The sequence below is a fragment of the Sphingomonas fucosidasi genome (genome assembly GCF_036663855.1).
GTDB lineage: Bacteria > Pseudomonadota > Alphaproteobacteria > Sphingomonadales > Sphingomonadaceae > Sphingomonas > Sphingomonas faeni_B.
Window position 1 is genome coordinate 668,840 of record NZ_JAXOJR010000001.1, and the last position, 20,991, is coordinate 689,830.

Annotated in this window: 20 protein-coding genes; 15 read left to right on the forward strand and 5 right to left on the reverse strand. The window is 67.0% G+C overall.

Going from position 1 to position 20,991, the window contains the following annotated elements; genetic code table 11:
- The first annotated feature begins 46 nt into the window (after nt 1-46).
- The 4 genes from U1737_RS02890 to rsmA all read left to right on the forward strand — a co-directional run bounded on the left by U1737_RS02890 (nt 47) and on the right by rsmA (nt 5,674).
- Nucleotides 47-2,314: an LPS-assembly protein LptD gene (locus U1737_RS02890; protein WP_443027066.1), complete on the forward strand. Its 2,268-nt coding sequence runs from the start codon at nt 47-49 to the stop codon at nt 2,312-2,314.
- Between the two features lie 82 nt (nt 2,315-2,396).
- On the forward strand, nt 2,397-3,818 hold the full coding sequence (locus U1737_RS02895; protein ID WP_443027067.1) for a peptidylprolyl isomerase: 1,422 nt from the start codon (nt 2,397-2,399) through the stop codon (nt 3,816-3,818).
- Between the two features lie 21 nt (nt 3,819-3,839).
- Nucleotides 3,840-4,850: a 4-hydroxythreonine-4-phosphate dehydrogenase PdxA gene (gene pdxA, locus U1737_RS02900; protein ID WP_332795535.1), complete on the forward strand. Its 1,011-nt coding sequence runs from the start codon at nt 3,840-3,842 to the stop codon at nt 4,848-4,850.
- Complete coding sequence (gene rsmA, locus U1737_RS02905) at nt 4,847-5,674, forward strand: 16S rRNA (adenine(1518)-N(6)/adenine(1519)-N(6))-dimethyltransferase RsmA (protein ID WP_332795536.1); 828 nt, start codon at nt 4,847-4,849, stop codon at nt 5,672-5,674. The genes pdxA and rsmA overlap by 4 nt, the downstream gene beginning before the upstream one ends.
- A 148-nt stretch (nt 5,675-5,822) precedes the next feature.
- On the opposite strand, the gene U1737_RS02910 is transcribed toward rsmA, so the two are convergent.
- The 3 genes from U1737_RS02910 to guaB all read right to left on the reverse strand — a co-directional run bounded on the left by U1737_RS02910 (nt 5,823) and on the right by guaB (nt 9,404).
- Complete coding sequence (locus tag U1737_RS02910; RefSeq protein WP_248520692.1) at nt 5,823-6,323, reverse strand: tetratricopeptide repeat protein; 501 nt, start codon at nt 6,321-6,323, stop codon at nt 5,823-5,825.
- Between the two features lie 31 nt (nt 6,324-6,354).
- The gene (locus tag U1737_RS02915; RefSeq protein WP_332795537.1) at nt 6,355-7,542 is read right to left on the reverse strand and encodes an RsmB/NOP family class I SAM-dependent RNA methyltransferase; all 1,188 of its coding nucleotides are present in this window, start codon (nt 7,540-7,542) and stop codon (nt 6,355-6,357) included.
- 404 nt (nt 7,543-7,946) lie between these two features.
- Nucleotides 7,947-9,404, reverse strand: a complete 1,458-nt coding sequence (gene guaB, locus U1737_RS02920) for an IMP dehydrogenase (protein ID WP_332795538.1) — start codon at nt 9,402-9,404, stop codon at nt 7,947-7,949.
- 120 nt (nt 9,405-9,524) lie between these two features.
- Between guaB and U1737_RS02925 the strand changes: the two genes are divergently transcribed.
- The gene (locus tag U1737_RS02925; RefSeq protein ID WP_332795539.1) at nt 9,525-10,511 is read left to right on the forward strand and encodes an SPFH domain-containing protein; all 987 of its coding nucleotides are present in this window, start codon (nt 9,525-9,527) and stop codon (nt 10,509-10,511) included.
- The gene (locus U1737_RS02930; RefSeq protein WP_248520688.1) at nt 10,511-10,960 is read left to right on the forward strand and encodes an NfeD family protein; all 450 of its coding nucleotides are present in this window, start codon (nt 10,511-10,513) and stop codon (nt 10,958-10,960) included. Before U1737_RS02925 ends, U1737_RS02930 begins: the two co-directional genes overlap by 1 nt.
- A gap of 171 nt (nt 10,961-11,131) precedes the next feature.
- Here the strand turns inward: U1737_RS02930 and U1737_RS02935 are convergent, their stop codons facing one another.
- A complete protein-coding gene (locus tag U1737_RS02935; protein ID WP_332795540.1) occupies nt 11,132-12,742 on the reverse strand; it encodes a phosphoenolpyruvate carboxykinase in 1,611 nt (536 codons plus the stop codon).
- A 178-nt stretch (nt 12,743-12,920) separates the two neighbouring features.
- On the opposite strand from U1737_RS02935, the gene U1737_RS02940 reads away from it, so the two are divergent.
- The 9 genes from U1737_RS02940 (at nt 12,921) to U1737_RS02980 (ending at nt 20,119) form a co-directional block, all read left to right on the forward strand.
- Nucleotides 12,921-13,628 (forward strand): response regulator transcription factor, encoded by a 708-nt coding sequence (locus U1737_RS02940; RefSeq protein ID WP_187504848.1) that lies wholly within the window; start codon nt 12,921-12,923, stop codon nt 13,626-13,628.
- Nucleotides 13,597-15,180 (forward strand): sensor histidine kinase, encoded by a 1,584-nt coding sequence (locus tag U1737_RS02945; RefSeq protein ID WP_332795541.1) that lies wholly within the window; start codon nt 13,597-13,599, stop codon nt 15,178-15,180. Before U1737_RS02940 ends, U1737_RS02945 begins: the two co-directional genes overlap by 32 nt.
- A gap of 9 nt (nt 15,181-15,189) precedes the next feature.
- Nucleotides 15,190-15,621 (forward strand): HPr kinase/phosphorylase, encoded by a 432-nt coding sequence (locus U1737_RS02950; RefSeq protein ID WP_332795542.1) that lies wholly within the window; start codon nt 15,190-15,192, stop codon nt 15,619-15,621.
- Nucleotides 15,618-16,532, forward strand: coding sequence for an RNase adapter RapZ (gene rapZ / locus U1737_RS02955; protein WP_248520684.1), 915 nt, complete (start codon nt 15,618-15,620; stop codon nt 16,530-16,532). Before U1737_RS02950 ends, rapZ begins: the two co-directional genes overlap by 4 nt.
- 15 nt (nt 16,533-16,547) lie before the next feature.
- Nucleotides 16,548-16,955 carry a PTS sugar transporter subunit IIA gene (locus U1737_RS02960; RefSeq protein ID WP_056058662.1) on the forward strand — a complete coding sequence of 136 codons (408 nt, stop codon included), beginning with the start codon at nt 16,548-16,550 and terminating at the stop codon, nt 16,953-16,955.
- Entirely contained in the window at nt 16,952-17,227 is a 276-nt protein-coding gene (locus tag U1737_RS02965; protein WP_248520683.1) for an HPr family phosphocarrier protein, read from the forward strand. Before U1737_RS02960 ends, U1737_RS02965 begins: the two co-directional genes overlap by 4 nt.
- 107 nt (nt 17,228-17,334) lie before the next feature.
- Nucleotides 17,335-18,144: a TrmH family RNA methyltransferase gene (locus U1737_RS02970; RefSeq protein WP_332795543.1), complete on the forward strand. Its 810-nt coding sequence runs from the start codon at nt 17,335-17,337 to the stop codon at nt 18,142-18,144.
- Nucleotides 18,145-18,294: 150 nt separating this feature from the next.
- A complete protein-coding gene (locus U1737_RS02975; RefSeq protein WP_443027078.1) occupies nt 18,295-19,773 on the forward strand; it encodes a L,D-transpeptidase family protein in 1,479 nt (492 codons plus the stop codon).
- Between the two features lie 10 nt (nt 19,774-19,783).
- Nucleotides 19,784-20,119 carry a hypothetical protein gene (locus U1737_RS02980; protein WP_332795544.1) on the forward strand — a complete coding sequence of 112 codons (336 nt, stop codon included), beginning with the start codon at nt 19,784-19,786 and terminating at the stop codon, nt 20,117-20,119.
- A gap of 143 nt (nt 20,120-20,262) precedes the next feature.
- Here U1737_RS02980 and U1737_RS02985 read toward each other — a convergent pair whose 3' ends face one another.
- Entirely contained in the window at nt 20,263-20,988 is a 726-nt protein-coding gene (locus U1737_RS02985; protein ID WP_443027079.1) for a 3'(2'),5'-bisphosphate nucleotidase CysQ, read from the reverse strand.
- Nucleotides 20,989-20,991 lie beyond the last annotated feature (3 nt).

Sequence of the window (20,991 nt, forward strand, 5' to 3'; positions counted from 1 at the left end):
TATGGCGGCAAACGGCTGCCCAGTGCCAAAGGGGTTGGTTCGGATCGTGTTGCGTATCGACCTTTTGACGGGTTGTGCCGTTTCGCTCGCGCTGGCGTGCGGACTGGCAAGCTCGCCCGTGCAGGCCCAGGATTTCCAGAACCGTCCGGTCGCGCCACCGGTGCAGGACCCGCCGGTCGCCAATGCGTCAACGGCGACGCCGGCCGAAGACCAGGTGCAGTTCAGCTCCACGGCGCTGGAATACAACACCAACACCGATATCGTCACCGCGACCGGTGAAGTCCGGATGTTCCGCCAGGGCAGCCGCCTGCGCGCCGACAAGGTCGTGTGGGACCGCAAGACCGGCAAGGTCGTCGCGACCGGCAACATCGCGGTCACCAATCCCGAAGGCGACATCGCGTACGGCGACGAGATCAACCTGACCGATTCGCTGAAGGACGGCGTGGTCGACAACATGCTGGTCGTGCTCGAACAGGGCGGCCGCCTCGCCGCCGAGCAGGGCACGCGCGACGCCGACGGCACGGTCAATTTGAAGACGGCGGCCTACACGCCGTGCGGCGTCACCAATTCCGCCGGTTGCCCGAAGGAACCGACGTGGAAGATCACCGCGGTCCGCGTCACCTATCGTCCGGAGCGGAAGCGCATCTTCTACAAGGGCGCGCGCCTGCACCTGTTCGGCCTGCCGAGCCTGCCGCTACCCGAATTCTCCAATCCGGTCGGTGGCGGGAGCGACAGTGGGTTGCTCTCGCCGAACGGCGGATACAGCCGCGTCAACGGCGTCGAAGTCAGCGTTCCCTATTACTGGAAGCTTGCCCCCAACCAGGGGCTGGTCATCACCCCGCACATCTACAGCAGCGTGCTGCCAATGGCGCAGGTCGATTATTCCGCGCTCAATTCGAAGGGCGCATTCAAAGTGCGCGCCTATGCGACTGAAAGCCGGCGCAGCGACGACCTGACGACAGCCAACCCGACCGACACGAGCATGGCGTTCCGCGGCTATATAGACGGCGTGGGGCGCTATCAGCTGTCGCCGAACTGGACCGCGAGCGGATCGCTGCGCCTGACGACCGACCGGACGTTCCTGCGCCGCTACGACATCTCGCGCGATGATCGCCTGCGCACCACGGCGAGCCTGGAGCGGATCGACGACAGCAGCTATTTCTCGCTGAGTGGCTGGTATGCGCAGACGTTGAGGGTCGCCGACAGGCAGGGGGATCAGCCGATCGCGCTGCCCGAGATCGACTATCGCAAGCGGTTCGACGACGGACTGGTCGGCGGCCGCTTCCAGCTCCAGCTGAACACGCTCGCGCTGACCCGCACCGATGGCCAGGACACGCAGCGCGCGTTCGCCAGCCTCCAATGGGACCTGCGCCGCTTCACCAACTGGGGCCAGGAGGTCACGTTCACGGCGTTCGCCCGCGGCGACCTGTATAATACCAACAATACCGACGCGACGACCAACATCAGCTATCGTGGGCTAGAGGGCTTTCACCAGCGTGCGATCGGTGCGGTTGCGGTCGACGTGAAATGGCCTTTCATCGGCACGTTCCTCGGCGGCACGCAGCGTTTCACCCCGCGGGTCCAGTTCGTTGCGGCGCCGAAGGTCGCGAACATCACCTTGCCGAACGAGGATTCCCGCGCGGTCGATCTCGACGACACCAACCTGTTCTCGCTGAACCGGTTCGCCGGCTATGACCGGTTCGAGGATTCGTCGCGCATGACCTATGGCGGCGAATGGGCGCTCGACCTGCCGGGCATCAGCTTCACCACCAATGTCGGTCAGAGCTATCGGCTGGATCTGCGTCCGACCATCCTGCCGGATGGTACCGGCCTCAGCGATCGGTTCTCCGACATCGTCGGGCGCAGCGAGCTTCGGTTCCGCGACTTCGTCTCGATCGTCCACCGCTATCGACTCGACAAGGACGGCTTTGCGATCCGCCGCAACGAGGTCGACGCGACAATCGGCTCGCGGGCGACCTATGTGCTGGTCGGATATCTGAAGCTCAACCGCAACATCGACGCCTCGATCGAGGATCTCCGCGACCGCGAGGAGGCCCGCGTCGCGGGCCGCGTCCAGTTCGCACGGTTCTGGTCGGCGTTCGGCTCGGGCGTCCTCGATCTCACCAACGCGTCGGAAGACCCACTGTCGCGCAGCGACGGCTTCACGCCGATTCGCCACCGTATCGGCATCCAGTACGAGGACGACTGCCTGCGCTTCGGCGGGACCTGGCGGCGGACCTACAACGACACGGGCGACGCGCGTAAGGGGAACAGCTTCCTGTTGACGCTGGCCTTCACCAACCTCGGCCGCTAAGCCCGCGTTCAGCTAGTTTGGAGCAAACCGCGCCAGATACGCGCCGTCATCGCAATGACGGTGCGATGTACGGCGTGCGATGATGGGATACCGACACTTGAAGCATGATGTTCGACTGGCGGCGCGTAGCAGCCGTGTGATCGGGGCGGTGGTTCTGGCCGCGCTGGCGGCAAGTGCGATCGCGCAGAGCGCTCCTCCGCAGGGTGCCGCGGGCCAGGCCGGCGCCGGTCAGACGGTCCAGGATCAGAGCGTGCCGGACAATACAGGTCTCGACATCCCGACCAACCTGCAGATCTTCGGTAAGCTCGACCCCAACGTCCGCAAGCCGACCGCGATCGTCAACGACACGGTGATCACCGGCACCGACGTCGACCAGCGCGTGGCGCTGGTGGCGATGGCGAACGAAGCGAAGCTGTCGCCGGAGGATCGCGAGCGGCTGAAGCTTCAGGTGCTGCGCCAGCTGATCGACGAGACGCTGCAGATCCAGGAGGCGAAGACCGCCGACGTAGTCATCACGCAGCCCGAGCTGACGCAGAGCTACGATGCCGTGTCGAAGCGGTTCAATCGGACGCCGGACGCGATGCGCGCCTATCTGCGCGAATCCGGCTCGTCGGAACGCTCGCTCAAGCGCCAGATCGAGGGCGAGCTGGCATGGCAGCGGTATCTCCGCAAGCGCGTCGAGCCGTTCGTCAACGTCGGCGACGAGGAAGTGAAGTCGATCATCGACCGTCTCCAGGCGGCCAAGGGCACCGACGAGTTCAACCTCAAGGAAATCTATCTCGCGGCGACGCCGGCGAACGGCCAGCAGGTCTATGCCAACGCCAAGCAGATCCTGGCCGAGATCCAGAAGGGCGCGCAGCCGTTCGAATATTACGCGCGTCAGTTCTCCGAAGCGTCGACCCGTGCGGTCGGCGGCGATCTCGGCTGGATTCGCGCCGCGACGCTGCCGGCGCAGCTCGCCGAAGCGGCAACGACGATGCAGGTCGGCCAGGTCGCGGGGCCGATCGAGGTCTCGGGCGGCTATTCGATCCTGTATCTGACCGACAAACGCCAGGTGCTGACGGCCGATCCCCGTGACGCGAAGCTCAGCCTCAAGCAGCTGACGCTGAAGTTCCCGCCGAACACCAATCAGGTGCAGGCTGCGGCGCGTGCCCAGGCCTTCGCCAAGGCGACGCAGGAATTGCGCGGCTGCGGCACCGTCGAGAAGGTTGCGGCTGGGATCGGCGCGGAAGTGGTCGACAACGACACGGTCCGCATCCGCGACCTGCCGCCCCAGCTTCAGGAGATCATGCTGAAGCTTCAGGTCGGTCAGTCGACGCCGCCGTTCGGCTCTGCGGAACAGGGCGTGCGCGCGCTGGTGCTGTGCGGACGCGACGATGCGCAGGCCGGGTCGGTGCCGAACTCGGAGCAGATCCAGGGCCAGCTCGAACAGCAGCGCGTCAACCTGCGCGCCCAGCAGAAGCTGCGCGATCTGCGGCGCGATGCCGTGGTCGACTATCGGTGATCGCGACATGGTAACCGGGGCGTGACGCGCGTCCACCCGCTCGCGGTATCGATGGGCGATCCTGCGGGGATCGGGCCCGAGATCATCGCCAAGGCGTGGGACGCGCGGGCGACGCATGGCCTGCCGCCGTTCGTGGCGGTCGGCGATGCGCGCGCGATCGAGCGGGTCTGGACCGGCCCGATCGCGCGGGTCGCGGATATGAACGAAGCCGGCGCGGTGTTCGCCGATGCGCTGCCGGTGCTGACCGTGGGCGACGCCGGGACGATCGTTCCCGGGCACCCGGACGCCGATGGCGCGCGATGTGCGCTGCATTCGCTGGAGCTGGCGGTGGGGCTTGTCCGTACCGGGGCGGCGCGCGCGCTGGTGACGGGGCCGGTGTCGAAGTCACAACTATATGCGATCGGCTTCAGTCATCCGGGGCAGACCGAGTTCGTTGCCGAACGCTATGGCGTGGCGGGTGACAATGCGGTGATGATGCTGGCCGGACCCTCGCTGAAGGTGGTGCCGATGACCACGCATATTCCGCTGAACGCCGTGTCGAGCGCGCTGTCGATCGAACTGATCGTGGCGAAATCTCGCGCGACGGCGCGGGGGCTGCTGCGGAATTTCGGGATCGAGAACCCGCGGCTCGCCTTTGCGGGCTTCAATCCGCATGCCGGCGAACAGGGTGCGCTCGGGCGCGAGGAGATCGAAATCATCGCGCCGGCGATCGCGATCCTGCGGGACGAAGGCATCGATGCGACCGGGCCGTTTGCGGCGGACACGATGTTTCACCCGCGGGCGCGTGCCACGTATGACGTCGTGATGTGCTGTTATCACGACCAGGCGCTGGTGCCGCTCAAGACGATCCATTTTGACGAGGGCGTCAACATGACGCTGGGTCTGCCGATCGTGCGGACCTCGCCCGATCACGGCACTGCATTTGCGATCGCCGGCAAGAACCTCGCCGAGCCGGGTGCGATGATCGCGGCGATCGCGATGGCGGGCGACGCGGCCGACCGGCGCGCGCAGACCGCAGCCTGCAAGTCGTGAGCGATGCGGTAACGGCGCTGCCCCCGCTGCGCGAGGTCATTGCGCGGTACGGTTTGAACGCGAGCAAGGCGCTCGGGCAGAATTTCCTGTTCGACATGCAGTTGCTCAAGCGGATCGCGGCGGTCCCGGGCGATCTGCGTGGTGCGGAAGTGCTGGAAGTCGGGCCTGGACCTGGTGGCCTGACGCGCGCGCTGCTTGCGGCGGGGGCTCGGGTGACGGCGATCGAGCGTGACCGGCGGTGTATCCCGGCGCTGGCCGAACTCGGCGAGGCATATCCGGGCAGGCTGCGCGTGATCGAGGGCGACGCGATGGCAATCGATGCGCCAACGCTGTTCGAGGGCAAGCCGCATATCGTGTCGAACCTGCCCTATAATATCGGCACGGCGTTGCTGGTCGGGTGGCTATCGGCGGCGTGGCTGCCGTGGTGGCAGTCGTGCACGCTGATGTTCCAGAAGGAAGTCGCCGAGCGGATCGTCGCCAAGACCAATGACGATCATTATGGGCGGCTGGCGGTGCTGGCGCAGTGGCGCTCGACTGCGCGGATCGCGATGCCGGTGCACCGATCGGCTTTCACGCCGCCGCCCAAGGTGATGTCCGCGGTGGTGCACCTGGTGCCGGTGGACGCGCCCGAGGGGGTGAACTTCGCGGTGCTCGAGCGGCTGACGGGGGCGGCGTTCGGGCAGCGGCGGAAGATGTTGCGGCAGAGTTTGAAGGGCGTGCCGGGGGCGCTCGATGCGCTGGAACGGATCGGGGTGGAGGCTACGCGGCGGGCGGAAACGCTGTCGGTGGCGGATTTTACGGCGTTGGCGAAAGCGGTCGGGTGAACTTGACGATCCTCCCCCGCAAGGGGGAGGTGTCGCCGAAGGTGACGGAGGGGGAGGACACGGAACGGCGGTTTCGCTTGCCTCCCCCTCCGTCAGCCTAAGATGGCTGCCACCTCCCCCTGGCGGGGGAGGATCAATGCAAGAAGCGTCAGTCCTTGGCGGCGACCGGGGTCTTCTCGACCTGCGCGGTTGTGACTGGCGGCCCCTTGGCGATCACCGCCGCGAGCTGCGTCGCCTCGGGGCATACACCCTTGCAGAGCGTGCGGATCTTCACGAGGTTGTCCTTCGCGCGGACCACGGCGCCCTTTGCCACCAGTGCCTCGCCCTGCCCCTTCAACGCCGCAACGTCGTTCGGTTCGAGCAGCAACGCCTCGCGGTACAGGCGGATCGCCTTGCCCGGCAGGTCGCGCGTCTCGGCGACCTTGGCGAGCAGGAGGAACGACGCCCGATTGCGCGGATCGACTGCGACCGACGTCTCCAGAACATCGGTCGCAGCGTCGAGATTACCCGCCGCCACCAACGACCGGCCTTGCGCCAGAAGCTGCATCGAGCGGGCATCGATCTGCGCGTCGGGGCGCTGCCCGCTGAGCGAGGTCGATACGCACACGATGGTCAGCGTGGCGGCAAGGGCAACGGACGAAAAACGCATGATCGTCTCCAGGCGGGTCATTGGCGGCTGGCTAGCACGCAGCCCGGAGGCGCGCGACAAAAAAGCCGTCGGTGCCGTCGCGGCCGGGTTCGAGGCGGACGCCGTGGCCGTGTTTCGCGCCGGCGGGGAGTGTCAGGGGCTCGGTCGTCCAGCCGGGATGCGCGTTCAGGAACCAGGTGACCTGATCGGTGCCCTCGGCGTCGAGCAGCGAGCAGACGATGTAGACGAGCGCGCCGCCGGGCTTGACCAGCGTGGCGGCGACCGAGAGCACCTGCTGCTGCGTCGATTGCAGCCGCGAAACACGGTCGGGGGTGAGCCTCCAGCGCGCCTCGGGATTGCGCCGCCACGTGCCGGTGCCCGAACACGGTGCGTCGACGAGTACGCCGTCAGCGCGACCGGCCCATTCGCTGAGCGCCTCGATCTCGCGCGTCGGGTTGAGCAGGCGGCTCTCGACGATCATCGCGCCGGCGCGGGTTGCGCGGGGAGCGAGGCGCGAGAGGCGATTGCGATCGGTGTCGCACGCGAGGATGACGCCTTCGTTCTTCATCGTCGCGGCGAGCGCGAGCGTCTTGCCGCCTGCGCCTGCGCAGAGATCGACGATCCGCTCGCCCGGTTTCGCCTGCATCGCGAGGCCGACAAGCTGGCTGCCCTCGTCCTGCACTTCGAGCGCGCCTTCGTTGAAGAGCGGGAGCGCTTCGACGTTGGTGCCGGTCGGGAGGCGGATGCCGTCGGGAGCGTGGGGGGTGGCTTCGGCTTCCGGGAGCGCGGCGAGGACGGTCGCGCGGTCCGAGATCAGCGTGTTGACGCGGAGATCTAGCGTGGCGCGGCCGGCGAGGTCGGTCAGCGCGGCGCCGTCCAGGCCGGATGCGCGGAGGGCTTTGGTCAGCCACTGCGGGGCGACACCGGCGCGGGCGCGGGGTTCGTCCTTGGCGATCGGGGCCGGGGCGTGGGTCGAGCCGTCGAAGGTCGCGGCCAGTTCCGGGTCGGCGTCGGCGACGAGCAGCATCGCGGTTCGGCCGTTTTCGGGGCGGTCACCGGCCTTGCGGATCGCGGCGTAGACGAGTTCGCGGACGGCGCGGCGGTCCTTGGAGCCGGCGTAGCGGCGGGTCTGGAAATAGCGGGCGATCAGCGTGTCGGCGGCGGCGCCGGACTCGCGGGCGGCGGCGATGATCTGGTCGAGGAGTTCGATCGCGGCCTGGGTGCGTGCTGGGGGAGTCACGTGTTGGCTCCCGAATTCGTGTGGGTTCGGGGGGAGGTTTGGTACGGGGTGTTCGTCATCATCCCCTCCCCTAGCCCCTCCCGCGGGCGGGAGGGGAATAATTTCGGGTCGGCCGCCACGCCGCAGCGCATACCCCCCGTTCACCCGTTCACCCGTCATCCCCTTCCCCGTCATCCCGGCGGACGCCGGGACCCATGGTTGCGGTTTGGGTAATGGTTGCGCGCTTCGCTGGGTCCGCCGTGTCCGTGGGTCCCGGCGTTCGCCGGGATGACGGAATATTGGAGTGCCGTTCGAGCCGAGCGCGCAAAGCCTGTTTCCCCGCGAAGGCGGGGATCCAGACTGGGCTTCCGCCTTCGCGGGAGACAGCGAGGCGCCTAGCCGAGCCCTCACCGATCACCCAAGCCTCACCGCGTGGGGTAGTTCGGCGCTTCGCGCGTGATCGTCACGTCGTGGACATGGCTCTCCATCAGCCCGGCTCCGGTGATCTGGACGAACTCCGCGCGCGCCTGGAGATCGGGAATCGTCGCGGAACCCGTATACCCCATCGCCGCCTTGATGCCGCCGACGAGCTGGTGAACGACATCCCTTGCCGGGCCCTTGTACGCGACCTGTCCCTCGATACCCTCGGGCACGAGCTTCAGCTGGTCCTTGATGTCGCCCTGGAAGTAACGATCCGCTGACCCGCGGCCCATCGCGCCGACCGAGCCCATGCCGCGGTACGACTTGTAAGCACGGCCCTGGTACAGGAACGTCTCTCCAGGGGCCTCGTCGGTGCCTGCGAGCAGCGAGCCGATCATGACGGTCGATGCGCCGGCCGCGAGCGCCTTGGCCATGTCGCCTGAGGTGCGGATGCCGCCGTCGGCGATCACGGGCACGCCGGCCTTGTGACCGGCCTCGGCGCAATCCATCACCGCGGTCAGCTGCGGCACGCCGACGCCGGCAACCACCCGTGTCGTGCAGATCGAGCCGGGGCCGATGCCGACCTTGATCCCGTCCGCGCCTGCACCGATCAGCGCGCGCGTCGCTTCGCCGGTCGCGACGTTGCCGGCCACCACCTGGACCGAATTGGACAGCTTCTTCACGCGCTCGACCGCGCGGCCGACGTCACGGTTGTGGCCGTGCGCGGTGTCGATCACGATCAGGTCGCAGCCGGCGTCGACCAGCTGCTCGGTCCGGTCGAAGCCCTTGTCTCCGACCGTCGTCGCGGCCGCCACGCGCAAGCGGCCCGCCTCGTCCTTGGTCGCATCCGGGAACATCACTGCCTTCTCGATGTCCTTGACGGTGATCAGGCCGACGCAACGATACTGTGCGTCGACCACCAGCAATTTCTCGATCCGGCGGGCGTGGAGCAGGCGGCGCGCCTCTTCCTTGCCGACTTCGGTCGAGACGGTGGCGAGGTTCTCGTGCGTCATGAGTTCGCTGACCGGCTGCTTCGGATCGCCCGCGAACCGCACGTCGCGGTTGGTGAGGATACCGACGAGCTTGCCGTCCGCCTCGACCACCGGGATGCCGCTGATCCGGTGCCCGGACATCAGCGCCTGCGCCTCGCCAAGCGTCGCGGTCGGCCTGATCGTGATCGGGTTGACCACCATGCCCGATTCGAAGCGCTTGACCTGGCGCACGGCCACCACCTGCTCCTCGATCGTCAGATTGCGGTGGAGCACGCCGATGCCGCCGAGCTGCGCCATGACGATCGCCATGTCGGCTTCGGTGACGGTGTCCATCGCGGAGGATAGGATCGGGATGTTGAGCGCGATGCCGCGCGTCACCTGCGTCCGGGTATCGGCCTGGCTTGGCAGCACGTCCGATTCCCCCGGATACAGGAGGACGTCGTCGAATGTGAGGCCGAGGCGGATATCCATGAGAGCTGCCGTTCCTGGGTGTGAGGTGGCGCGCCATGTAACCAAACGCGCGGCGTACGGCTAGGCCTCTCCTTCGGCGGCGTGCTATAGCGGTGCGATACACGGATGGGGGATTGTTCGATGGGCCTGATCGTTGCCGCGCTCCTGCTGGCGCTGGTGCTGCTGTACCTCTTCACCAGCATCAAGATCGTCCACCAGGGCTATCAATACACGATCGAGCATTTCGGCCGGTTCACGACGGTCGCGCGACCCGGCTTCAACTTCTACCCCGCGTTCTTCTACCGGGTGGGGCGGAAAGTGAACATGATGGAGCAGGTGATCGACATCCCAGGGCAGGAGATCATCACCAAGGACAACGCGATGATCTCGACCGACGGGGTCGTCTTCTTCCAGGTGCTCGACTCGGCGAAGGCGGCATACGAGGTGTCGGACCTGTACCAGGCGTTGTTGCAGCTAACGACGACGAACCTGCGCACGGTGATGGGGTCGATGGACCTCGACGAGACTCTGTCGAAGCGCGACGAGATCAATGCGCGGCTGCTGAACGTGGTCGATCATGCGACGACGCCGTGGGGCGTGAAGATCACGCGGGTCGAGATCAAGGACATCCGTCCGCCGGCCGACATCGTCAACGCGATGGGACGGCAGATGAAGGCCGAGCGCGAGAAGCGGGCGAATATTCTGGATGCGGAGGGTTCGCGGGCTTCGGAAATCCTGCGCGCCGAGGGGCAGAAGCAGGCACGGATCCTTGAGTCCGAGGGGCGAAAGGAGTCGGCGTTCCGTGACGCGGAGGCGCGTGAGCGGGCGGCGGTGGCGGAGGCTTCGGCGACGCGGGCGGTATCGCAGGCGATCGAGGAGGGCGGCGCGCAGGCGATCAACTACTTCATCGCGCAGAAATATGTGGAGGCGATCGGGAAGTTTGCCACGTCTCCGAATGCGAAGACGATCCTGTTTCCGGTCGAGGCTACACAGTTGATGGGGACGCTTGGCGGGATTGGCGAGTTGGCGAAGGATGCGTTGCGCGATGCGGTCGCGCCGCCGCCGGCCAAGCCTGCCGCTCGCGGGCCGTTCGAGTTGTCTGGGTCGACTGAGCTTCCGAAAAGCTGATGGATGCGATTGGGGCGGCTGGCGCGTGGCTGATCGCGGCGCTCGTGCTGGGGATCGCCGAGCTTGTGGTGCCGGGGGTGTTCCTGGTGTTCCTGGCGATCGCTGCGGCGGTGACCGGGGTCGCGGTGTTCGCGTTGCCGGACTTGCCGGTGGCGGCGCAATTGGCCGCGTTTGCGATGTGGAGTGCGGTGACGGTGCTGATCGGGAAGCGCTGGTACCGGGATTATCCGGTCGAGGGCGGGGATCCGATGTTGAACGATCGGTCGGCGCGGTTGGTGGGGCAGGTCGTGGTGGTGGAGACGGCGCTGGTCGGGGGGCGTGGTCGGGTGCTGGTGGGGGACGGGAGTTGGCCGGCTCGTGGTGAGAATGCGGGCGTTGGGACGCGGGTTCGGATTGCGGCGGTTGTCGGCGGTGAAGTCGTGGTGGAGCCCCTCGACCCGTCATCCTGACGAAAGTCAGGACCCAGAGCCACGAGACGCAACGCCTGGTACTCTGGGTCCTGACTTTCGTCAGGATGACGAATGGGGAAAGGGCAAGCCAAGCAGGACCGTGCCCTCACCTTCCCACCCGACTGCGTCGTGCGGGCCCCTTCCTCTCCCCGAGGGGAGAGGAGTTTTAAGTTACGCCGTCTCCCGCACCTTCGGCGCCGCCTGCCGCACGCCTTCGTCGACATGCTCGGCGAACTGGGCGAAGTTCTCGACGAACAGGTCGACCAGCTTGGCCGCCGTCGCGTCATACGCGTCCTTGTCCGCCCAGGTCGTGCGCGGGTCCAGGATCGCGCTGTCTACGCCCGGTACGCTCACCGGCACCTGGAACCCGAAGTTCGGGTCCGTCCGGAACTCGGCGTCGTTCAAGCTCCCGTCTAGCGCCGCGTTCAGCAACGCCCGCGTCGCCTTGATCGGCATGCGGTTGCCGACGCCGTATTTGCCGCCGGTCCAGCCGGTGTTGACCAGCCAGCAATCGACGCCGCCCTTCGCGATCCGCTCCTTGAGCAGATTGCCGTAGACCGAGGGATGCCGCGGCATGAACGGCGCGCCGAAGCAGGTCGAGAAGGTCGCATCGGGCTCGGTCACGCCGATCTCGGTCCCGGCGACGCGTGCGGTGTAGCCCGATAGGAAATGGTACATCGCCTGGTCGGGCGTCAGCTTGGCGATCGGCGGCAGCACGCCGTAGGCGTCCGCGGTCAGCATCACGATGTTGCGCGGCACCGGCCCCATGTTCTCGGCGGACGCATTCGGGATGAAGTCGATCGGATATGCGCCGCGGCTGTTTTCGGCCAGCGTGTGGTCGTTAAGGTCGAGCAGGCGCGTCGCTGGGTCCATCACGACGTTCTCGAGCACCGTGCCGAACCGCTTGGTGGTCGCGAAGATCTCTGGTTCGGCATCCTGCGACAAGCGGATCATCTTGGCGTAGCACCCGCCCTCGAAATTGAAGACGGCCGTATCCGACCAGCCATGCTCGTCGTCGCCGATCAGCGTCCGGCTCGCGTCCGCCGAGAGCGTCGTCTTGCCAGTGCCCGACAGGCCGAAGAACACCGCGGTATCGCCGTTCACGCCCATGTTGGCGGAGCAATGCATCGGCATCACGCCGGTCGGCGGGAGCAGATAATTGAGCAGGCCGAACACCGACTTCTTCATCTCGCCGGCATATTTGGTGCCACCGATCAGGATCAGCTTGTCGGTAAAGTTGACCGCGATCACCGTCTCGCTGCGACAGCCGTGGCGCGCAGGATCGGCGCGGAAACTCGGCAGGTCGACGATCGTGTAGTCCGCGACAAAGTCCTTCAACGCAGCCTGTTCCGGCCGCACCAGCATCGTACGGATGAATAGGTTATGCCACGCCAGTTCCGTAACGACGCGGACCTGCACGCGGTGGTCGACCTGCGATCCGCCGTACAGATCCTGCACGAACAGTTCGTCCTTGGCGGCCAGCGCGGCGAAGAAATCCTCCTTCAGCGCGGCGAAATGCGCGGGCTCCATCGCCTTGTTGCTCTTGCCCCACCAGACGGTCGTCTCGGTCTCGGCATCGCGGACGATGAACTTGTCCTGCGCCGAGCGCCCGGTATGCGCGCCGGTCTCGACAACCAATGGACCATCGGCGGACAGTGTTCCCTCGCCGCGCTCGAGCGCGGCTTCGACAAGCTGCGCGGTGACCAGGTTCCAATGCAGGGTGGCGTGGGTTTCTATCCCCTGCGCGGCTAGGCCGCCGGCAGGAATACGTTCGTTGGACAAGGCATCTCTCCAGATATTGTTCGCATACGTATGTATGTCGTTGCGGGCGGCTGTACGGGGCGCGTTTCGACGGGTCAAATACGCTGATCGATGACGCTGTCCCGATACGGTCTTAGTTGAGTGCGGTCGCGGATTGGCCTACGCCGATACGCCAACGACCGAGGCAGGCGACCCAGTAATGACGGCAACGATCGCGCTGGTCGACGACGACCGCAACATCCTGACCTCCGTGTCGATCGCGCTGCAGACCGAGGGCTTCGTCACGCGCGTCTATTCGGACGGCGAGACCGCGTTGAAGGCGCTGACCGACAACCCGCCCGACCTCGCGATCTTCGACATTAAGATGCCGCGTATGGATGGGCTCGAACTGCTCCGCCGGCTACGCGAGAAGAGCCAGATCCCGGTGATCTTCCTGACCAGCAAGGACGACGAGCTCGACGAGGCGCTGGGGCTCGCGATGGGCGCCGACGACTATATCGCCAAGCCGTTCTCGCAGCGGCTGTTGATCGCCCGCATTCGCGCGATCCTGCGCCGGACCGAACTCGCGCAGTCGCCGGGTACCGAGACCGAAGCGGAAGCCGCCGGACCACTCGCGCGCGGCCGGCTCAGCATGGATCCGGCGCGGCATCGGACTTTGTGGGGCGGCGAGCCGGTGACGCTGACGGTCACCGAGTTCATGATCCTCGAAACGCTTGCGCAACGACCCGGCATCGTCAAGACGCGCAACCAGTTGATGGATGCGGCCTATCAGGACGACATCTACGTCGACGACCGGACCATCGACAGCCACATAAAGCGACTCCGCCGCAAGTTCAGGCAGGTCGATCCCGCGTTCGACGCAATCGAGACATTATATGGTGCCGGGTATCGATTTTCTGAGGAATGAGCTCGGCGACGACGGCCGCGATCTCACGCTGCGCTGGTCGGGACAGATCTCGCTCACGCGGCGCATCCTGGCGGTCAACATCTTCGCGTTGCTGCTGCTCGCAGGCGGGTTCTTCTATCTCGATTCCTATCGCAGCCGGATCGTCGACAGCCGCGTCGCACAGACCGCGCGCGAGGCGCGGCTGATCGGCGAGGCGATCTCGTCGGTCGATCCTGCGCAGCGCAACCCGCTGGTGCTGAGATTGGCTGCCGATACCGGTTCGCGAATCCGCGTGTTCGACCCTGGCAGCACGACGATCGTCGACAGTCGGTCGCTCGGGCTACGCAATTTCGTCTTGCAGGACCCCGACAAGGAGGACCGCGACCAGGTCATTGCGCGGTTTCTCGACGCGGTGATCGACGTCGTCGTCATGGCGCCGCGGCCACCACTCTACCGCGAGCGGAACGAGGGCCCGCGCTGGCCCGATGTCGCCACCGCACAGGCACGACGCCGGGTTGCGACGACGGTCTGGCGCGCGCCCGATCGGACGCCGGTCATCACCGCCGCCGCGCCGCTTCGCGCCGGCGGGGTCGTGATGACGACGGTGAACGCGCGCGACATCACCCGGACGGTGCGGATCGAGCGGTTCCGGCTCAGCATGGTGCTGCTCGGCGTGTCGATCGTGTCGATCCTGCTGTCGTTGTTCCTCGCGCGGACGATCGTCCGGCCGCTGCGGCGCCTCGCGCGGGCGGCGGTGAGGGTGCGGCTCGGGCGGGCGCGGGAGGTCGTGGTGCCCCGCCTCCCCTCGCGCCGCGACGAACTCGGCATGCTCGCGCGGGCGCTGTCGGATATGAGCCTTGCGCTGAGGGCGCGGATCGACGCGACCGAGGCGTTCGCTGCCGACGTGACGCACGAGATGAAGAACCCGCTCGCCTCGCTCCGGTCCGCGGTCGAGGGCCTGTCGCGCGTGAAGGACCCGGCGCTCCAGGCGCAGTTGCTCGCGATCGTCCGCGACGACGTCCAGCGGCTGGACCGGTTGTTGTCCGATATCTCCGAGGCTTCGCGACTCGACGCCCAGCTGAGCCGCGCCAAGTTCGAGCCGGTCGATATCGCCGCGATGATCGACGGGCTGGTCGCGCAACGCGACGCACGCGGGATCGAGCGTGGGATCCGCGTCCTGTTCGACCGCAATCCCGACGACCGCACGATCGTCCTCGGCGAAGGTGCACGGCTCGAACGTGTGTTCGAGAATTTGATCGACAACGCGCTCTCCTTCTCGCCCGACGGCGGCCTGATCGCGATCTCCGCGATCCCCGACCGCGACGAACTCGTCATCCGCGTCGAGGATGAGGGCCCGGGCGTACCCGACGAAGCACGCGAGGACGTGTTCAAGCGGTTCCACTCGGTCCGTCCGGACAGCGAGACGTTCGGCCAGCATTCGGGCCTGGGGCTCGCGATCGCGCGGACCATCGTCGACGGGCACCAGGGCGCGATCTTCGTCGAATCGCGAGAGGACCGGATCGGCGGCGCGCGCTTCGTCGTGCGACTACCGCTCGCCGAAATGCCGATGTAAGAGCCGCACGTGGCAGTCCCCTCCTCCGATCGGCTACACGCCACCACGGTCGCGATCGACGGGCTTGCCGTGCTGATCGAGGGCGCGTCGGGATCGGGCAAGTCCGACCTCGCGCTGCGCCTGATCGACCGTGGCGCGATCCTCGTCAGCGACGACCAGACGCTCGTGGTACGCTCGGGCAAGATCCTCCTCGCGCGGGCACCGACGACGATCGCCGGGCGGATCGAAGTCCGCGGCATCGGCATCCTCGCCATGCCGCATGTAGACGACGTTCCGGTGGGCCTGCTCGTCCGGGTCGACGGCGCGATCGAGCGGATGCCGGAACGCCGTGCCCGGAAGATCGCGGGGATCGACGTCCGCCAGTTCGCGGTCGATCCCTTCGAAGCGTCCGCCCCGATCAAGGTCGAACTCGCATTGCGCAATCCGGAGCCTTTAAAATGACCCGTCCGAAGGACATCCTTCTCGTCACCGGCATGTCGGGGGCCGGCAAATCGACCGTCCTCAAGACGCTGGAGGATCTCGGCTGGGAGGTCGTCGACAACCTGCCTCTGCTGTTGCTCGACCGATTGCTCGATGCGCCCCTCCCCGAGGGTTCGCCCGACGATTCGCAGCCGCTCGCGATCGGCATCGGCGCGCGTACCCGCGATTTCGACCCCGAGCGGATCGTTCGCCGGATTCGCGAATTCCGCGATCGTCACGGTCTCGAAATTGGCACGCTGTTCCTCGATTGCTCGGCCGCCGAACTCGAGCGGCGATATTCCGAGACGCGGCGGCGCCATCCGCTCGCGCTGGACCGGCCCGCGATAGACGGCATCGGCCGCGAGCGCGATCTGCTCGCGCCGCTGCGCGACTGGGCGAACCGGCTGATCGACACGACCGAGATGTCGGCTAACGAACTCGCGCAACAGATCCGCGCCAATTTCTCTGGCGATCGTCTCGGCGAGCCGACGTTGTCGATCCGCTCGTTCGGCTTCGCGCGCGGCCTGCCGCGCAACGCCGACCTGGTGTTCGACATGCGGTTTCTGCGCAACCCGCACTGGGATGCCACGCTGCGTCCCGGTACCGGGCTCGACGGTGACGTGTCCGCCTACATCATGGCCGATCCCGCGTACGAGGCGGCGGTGAGTCGGATCGAGGAGCTGCTGATGCTGTTGCTCCCGCGCTACAGGGCGGAAGGCAAGTCGTACGTGACGGTCGCGATTGGGTGTACCGGAGGGAGACACCGGTCGGTTCATGTCGCCGAACGGATCGGCCGACGGTTGCGCGAAGCGGGTTTTTCCCCCAGTGTCGACCACCGCGACCTAGGGGCCGCACCGCAGGATGCGCTCGAGGGATCACCGGTCGTCTTATGAGTATGAAACGCTGACATGATCGGCCTTGTTCTGGTAACGCACGGTCGATTGGCCGAAGAATTCGTTCGCGCGATGATCCACGTCGTCGGCCCGCAGGAGCGCGTCGCGCCGATCGCGATCGGTCCCGATGACGACATGGAGGAGCGGCGTGCGGATATCGCCGCCGCGATCCAGGCGGTCGACGTCGGGCGGGGCGTGATCGTGCTGACCGACCTGTTCGGCGGCACCCCCTCCAACCTCGCAATCTCGCTGATGGAGCGCGGCCGGATCGAGGTGATCGCGGGGATGAACCTGCCGATGCTGATCCGGCTCGGGTCGGCGCGCAAGTCGATGACCGTCGTCGCCGCCGTCGCGGCTGCCCGTGAGGCGGGTCGCAAATATATTTCGGTAGCCTCCGAGGTTCTCGGCGAGGCTGCGGCGTGAGCGAGGTTTCGCGCACCGTCCAGATCACCAACCGCCGCGGGCTCCACGCGCGGGCCAGTGCCAAGTTCGTGACGCTCGCCTCGACGCATAGTGTCGAGGTGCGCGTGACCAAGGACGGGTCGGATCACGTCACCGGCACCTCGATCATGGGGCTGATGATGCTCGGCGCGGCGATGGGCGACGCGATCACGATCAGCGCGAGTGGCGACGGTGCGGAGCATACCGTGGCTGCGCTCGCCGAACTGGTCGAGGCGAAGTTCGGCGAGGATTGACGTTCTTCCCCCCCTTCCGCTTGCGGGAGGGGTCGGGGGAGGGCATGAGCGGCGGCGTGTTTACAAACCCCTCCCCCAACCCCTCCCGCAAACGGAAGGGGAGCTAAATGCCCCGCGAGATAACCGCCTTTTCCAACCCGCTGATCAAGTATGTCCGCGACTTGCGCGACAAGCGCCATCGGCGTGCGGCCAAGCAGTTCCTGGCGGAGGGCCTGCGCATCCTCACCGAGGCGCGCGAGACGGGCCGCCTGCCCCGCACCCTGTTCTACGCGGCGGCCAGCGCGAACCATCCGCTGGTCCATGCTTTGTCGATGGACGTCGAGGAGGCGGGCGGCGAGTCGATCCAGACGACGCCGGACATTCTTTCGAAGCTGTCGGGCAAGGACAACCCGCAAGCCGTGGTCGGCGTGTTCGACGAGTTCGACGCCAGGCTCGAAGACCTCGACCGCAACAGCGCCGGCATCTGGCTGGTCGCGGAGCGGCTGCGCGATCCCGGCAATCTGGGCACGATCCTGCGCACCGGCGACGCGGTCGGCGCGGGCGGGCTGATCCTGATCGGCGAGTCGGTCGATCCCTTCTCCGTCGAGGCGGTGCGCGCGAGCATGGGTGCGCTGTTCACGATCCCCGTCGTCAAGACGGAGTGGGAGCCGTTTCACGCGTGGCTGCGCGCCGGGCCCGGTCAGTTGGTCGGGCTCAGCCTCGATACGGATACCGACTACCGCTCGGCCACCTATACCGGCCCGACCTTCCTGCTCACCGGCAACGAAGCGCAGGGCATGCCGCCCGAGATGGCCGAATCCTGCGACGTGCTGGTCAAGATCCCGATGCTCGGCAAGGCGGACAGCCTCAACGCGGCCGTCGCGACCGCGGTGATGGCGTATGAGGTTCTCGCCCGGCAGGAAAAATCCGCGGCTTAGGCTCGAACCGACGAAATCGGCCCGATTGGCGATGCTTAGCGACTCCGGTTCAGCTAAGGGAGAGCTACGTCGTGCGAAAGCGTCGACGAGATACGGTTAGACAGGATGAGTATGGCGCGCGGTTTGGATGATGGACGAGTGAAGGCCGGTATGATCCGGTCGGCGATCGCGGTTGCCGCGACAGCGACCGCGATGCCGCTGCTCATGGCAACGCCGCTGGCCGCGCAACAGGTTACGCCCCCACCGGTGGCGCCGACGGTCGCCCCGGCCAGCCCGATGGCTGCGCCCATGCTTGCCCCGCCGGTCATCACCGTGCCGCCGCTGAGCGATGCGCAGGCGACGTTGCTCGACAAGCTGCTCAACAGCGACATCGTCGCGCAGGGCCTCAAGTCCGCCGCGACCGCGTCGACCACCGCGCCGACCAAGGAGGAACTCGTCCGCGCCGCGCTCGACCATGCGCGCGCGGTCCATGCGGGTCGGCTCAGCGAGGCCGATTTCCAGCGGGACTGGGGCCTGCGCCCGCCCGCATACGATCCGACCCCGGCGTTCGCCGACGCGATCCGGCTCGACCGGATCGCGGCGTGGTTCGCGTCGTTGCCGCCGCCCTATGCAGGCTATGACGGGCTTCGCAAGGGGCTCCAGAACTACCGTTCGATCGCCGCTGCCGGTGGCTGGTCGCCGCTCGCCTCGGGGCCGGACTTCACGCTCGGTGCTACAGGCCCGCGGGTGATCGCGCTCCGCAAGCGGCTTGCGGCCGAAGACAAGGACGTCTCGACCAGCGGCGACACGTTCGACGCGGGCCTGCTCGATGCGGTCCGTCGCGCCCAGCGCCGCTACGGGCTCAACCCCAGCGGCATCGTCTCGACCCAGACGCTCGCCGCGCTGAACGTGTCGGCGAAAGATCGCGTGCGCCAGATCATGGCGAACATGGAGCGCTGGCGCTGGCTCCCGCAGGATCTGCCGCGTGATCGCATTCAGGTAAACATCGCTGCGGCCGTGCTCACCGTGTTCGACGGCGACACCCCGGTGCAGTCGATGCGCGCGGTGACCGGTCGGCCGGGCGACGAGACGCCGATGCTCTCCTCGACGATCCACAGCATCGTCATCAATCCGCCGTGGAACGTGCCGACCTCGATCGCGACGAAGGAGTTGTGGCCGAAAGAGCGCGCGAACCCCGGTTACTTCAAGCGCAACGGCTTCAAGGTGATTGATGGTAAGCGGTTGCAGCAGCAGGCCGGCGACCAGAGCGCGCTCGGCCGCTTCAAGTTCGATTTCGCCAATGAATATTCAGTGTACCTCCATGACACGCCGAGCCGTGCCAAGTTCGCGAGCTTCAGTCGGCTTTCGAGCCATGGCTGCGTACGCCTTGAAAAGCCGGGCGAACTTGCCGACCTGCTGCTCAAGGGCGATCCCGCCTGGACGCCCGAGACGGTCGACGCCGCGGTCGCAAAGGGTGACACGGTGCGTGCGCGCCTCGTGAAGCCGGTGTCGGTTTACCTGCTCTACTGGACCGCGTTTGCCAGCGGCAACGGCCAGATGAACTTCCGCGCCGATCCCTATGACTGGGACGGCATCCTCGCTTCCAAGATCGAGGCGCGCACCGCACGCCAGACGATCGCCGCTCGCTGAGAGAAACGCCATGACGATGTCCACCCGTACCCGTACCGCCATCGCCGGCGGCCTGCTTGCCGCGATGGCGCTAGCCGGCTGTTCGAGCTCCGAGCCCGAGCAGCCGCCGACGGATACCAACATGGTCGAGGATACCGGCGTGACCGAGTCCGAGGCAGCCCCTGCCCCGGTCGAGGCTGCACCGGTCGAAGCGGCCACGCCTGCGCCAGCCGTGGTCGAACCGCCGCGCGAAAAGCCAATCGCGCCGGACGAGCAGATGCTCGACGATGCGGATGCGACGGGGATGACGGCGCGCGTGACGCGCGATGAAGTACCGGTGGAGAACGACGCCGAACCGCAGCAGTAAGGTATTTACGATCCTCCCCCGCCAGGGGGAGGTGGCAGGTGTAGCCTGACGGAGGGGGAGGACACGCAACAGCGGTTTTCCTTCCCTCCCCCTCGTCACCTTCGGTGCCACCTCCCCCTGGCGGGGGAAGATCGTACGGACGTTTACGCCGCCATCGCTGCCATCACCCGGTCGCGCAGCGGGACGGGGCAGATCAGCAAGTCGGGCATGTAGACATCCCGACAATTATACACCAATGGCGAGCCGTCGATCCGGCTGCAATGCAGCCCGAATGCCGTCGCGACCGCGACCGGCGCGGCGGAATCCCATTCATACTGACCGCCCGAGTGGAGGTAGATATCCGCTTCGCCGCGGACCACCGCCATCGCCTTTGCGCCCGCCGAGCCCATCGGGATCAGCGTCGCGCCGAGCACCTCCGCGACCTTCACCGCCTCGGGCGCGGGTCGCGTCCGGCTGACGACCATCCGTAGCGGATAGCCCGGTGGCGGCACCGGTACGGGCCGGTCCGAGCGCAGGACCAAGCCCAGTCCCGGTAGCGCGACCGCGCCGACCGTCGCGACACCATCGATCGCGAGCGCGACGTGCACCGCCCAGTCGTCGCGCGCTTCGCCATATTCGCGCGTGCCGTCGACCGGATCGACGATCCACACGCGCGACATCGAATTGCGCGTGCCGTCGCATTTGCGCTCCTCGGACAACAGCCCGTCGTCCGGCCGCGCGTCCTGAAGCGCATGGACGAGGAACGCGTTCGCGGTCTCGTCGCCTGCCTTGCCGAGTGCGCCCGGCGAGAACACGCCCGACCGCCGCACTTCGAGCAGCAACCGCCCCGCCGTCTCCGCCAGATGCGCGGCGAGTTCGCCGTCGGTCATCGC

Excerpts from the sequence above, each read along its gene's own strand:
- U1737_RS02985 (WP_443027079.1), bottom strand. The coding sequence starts at position 20,988 with ATGACCGACGGCGAACTCGCCGCGCATCTGGCGGAGACGGCGGGGCGG.
- U1737_RS02975 (WP_443027078.1), top strand. The coding sequence starts at position 18,295 with ATGATCCGGTCGGCGATCGCGGTTGCCGCGACAGCGACCGCGATGCCG.
- U1737_RS02925 (WP_332795539.1), top strand. The coding sequence starts at position 9,525 with ATGGGCCTGATCGTTGCCGCGCTCCTGCTGGCGCTGGTGCTGCTGTAC.
- U1737_RS02910 (WP_248520692.1), bottom strand. The coding sequence starts at position 6,323 with ATGCGTTTTTCGTCCGTTGCCCTTGCCGCCACGCTGACCATCGTGTGC.
- U1737_RS02970 (WP_332795543.1), top strand. The coding sequence starts at position 17,335 with ATGCCCCGCGAGATAACCGCCTTTTCCAACCCGCTGATCAAGTATGTC.
- U1737_RS02930 (WP_248520688.1), top strand. The coding sequence starts at position 10,511 with ATGGATGCGATTGGGGCGGCTGGCGCGTGGCTGATCGCGGCGCTCGTG.
- rapZ (WP_248520684.1), top strand. The coding sequence starts at position 15,618 with ATGACCCGTCCGAAGGACATCCTTCTCGTCACCGGCATGTCGGGGGCC.
- guaB (WP_332795538.1), bottom strand. The coding sequence starts at position 9,404 with ATGGATATCCGCCTCGGCCTCACATTCGACGACGTCCTCCTGTATCCG.
- U1737_RS02945 (WP_332795541.1), top strand. The coding sequence starts at position 13,597 with ATGGTGCCGGGTATCGATTTTCTGAGGAATGAGCTCGGCGACGACGGC.
- U1737_RS02895 (WP_443027067.1), top strand. The coding sequence starts at position 2,397 with ATGGGATACCGACACTTGAAGCATGATGTTCGACTGGCGGCGCGTAGC.
- U1737_RS02940 (WP_187504848.1), top strand. The coding sequence starts at position 12,921 with ATGACGGCAACGATCGCGCTGGTCGACGACGACCGCAACATCCTGACC.
- U1737_RS02980 (WP_332795544.1), top strand. The coding sequence starts at position 19,784 with ATGACGATGTCCACCCGTACCCGTACCGCCATCGCCGGCGGCCTGCTT.
- U1737_RS02960 (WP_056058662.1), top strand. The coding sequence starts at position 16,548 with ATGATCGGCCTTGTTCTGGTAACGCACGGTCGATTGGCCGAAGAATTC.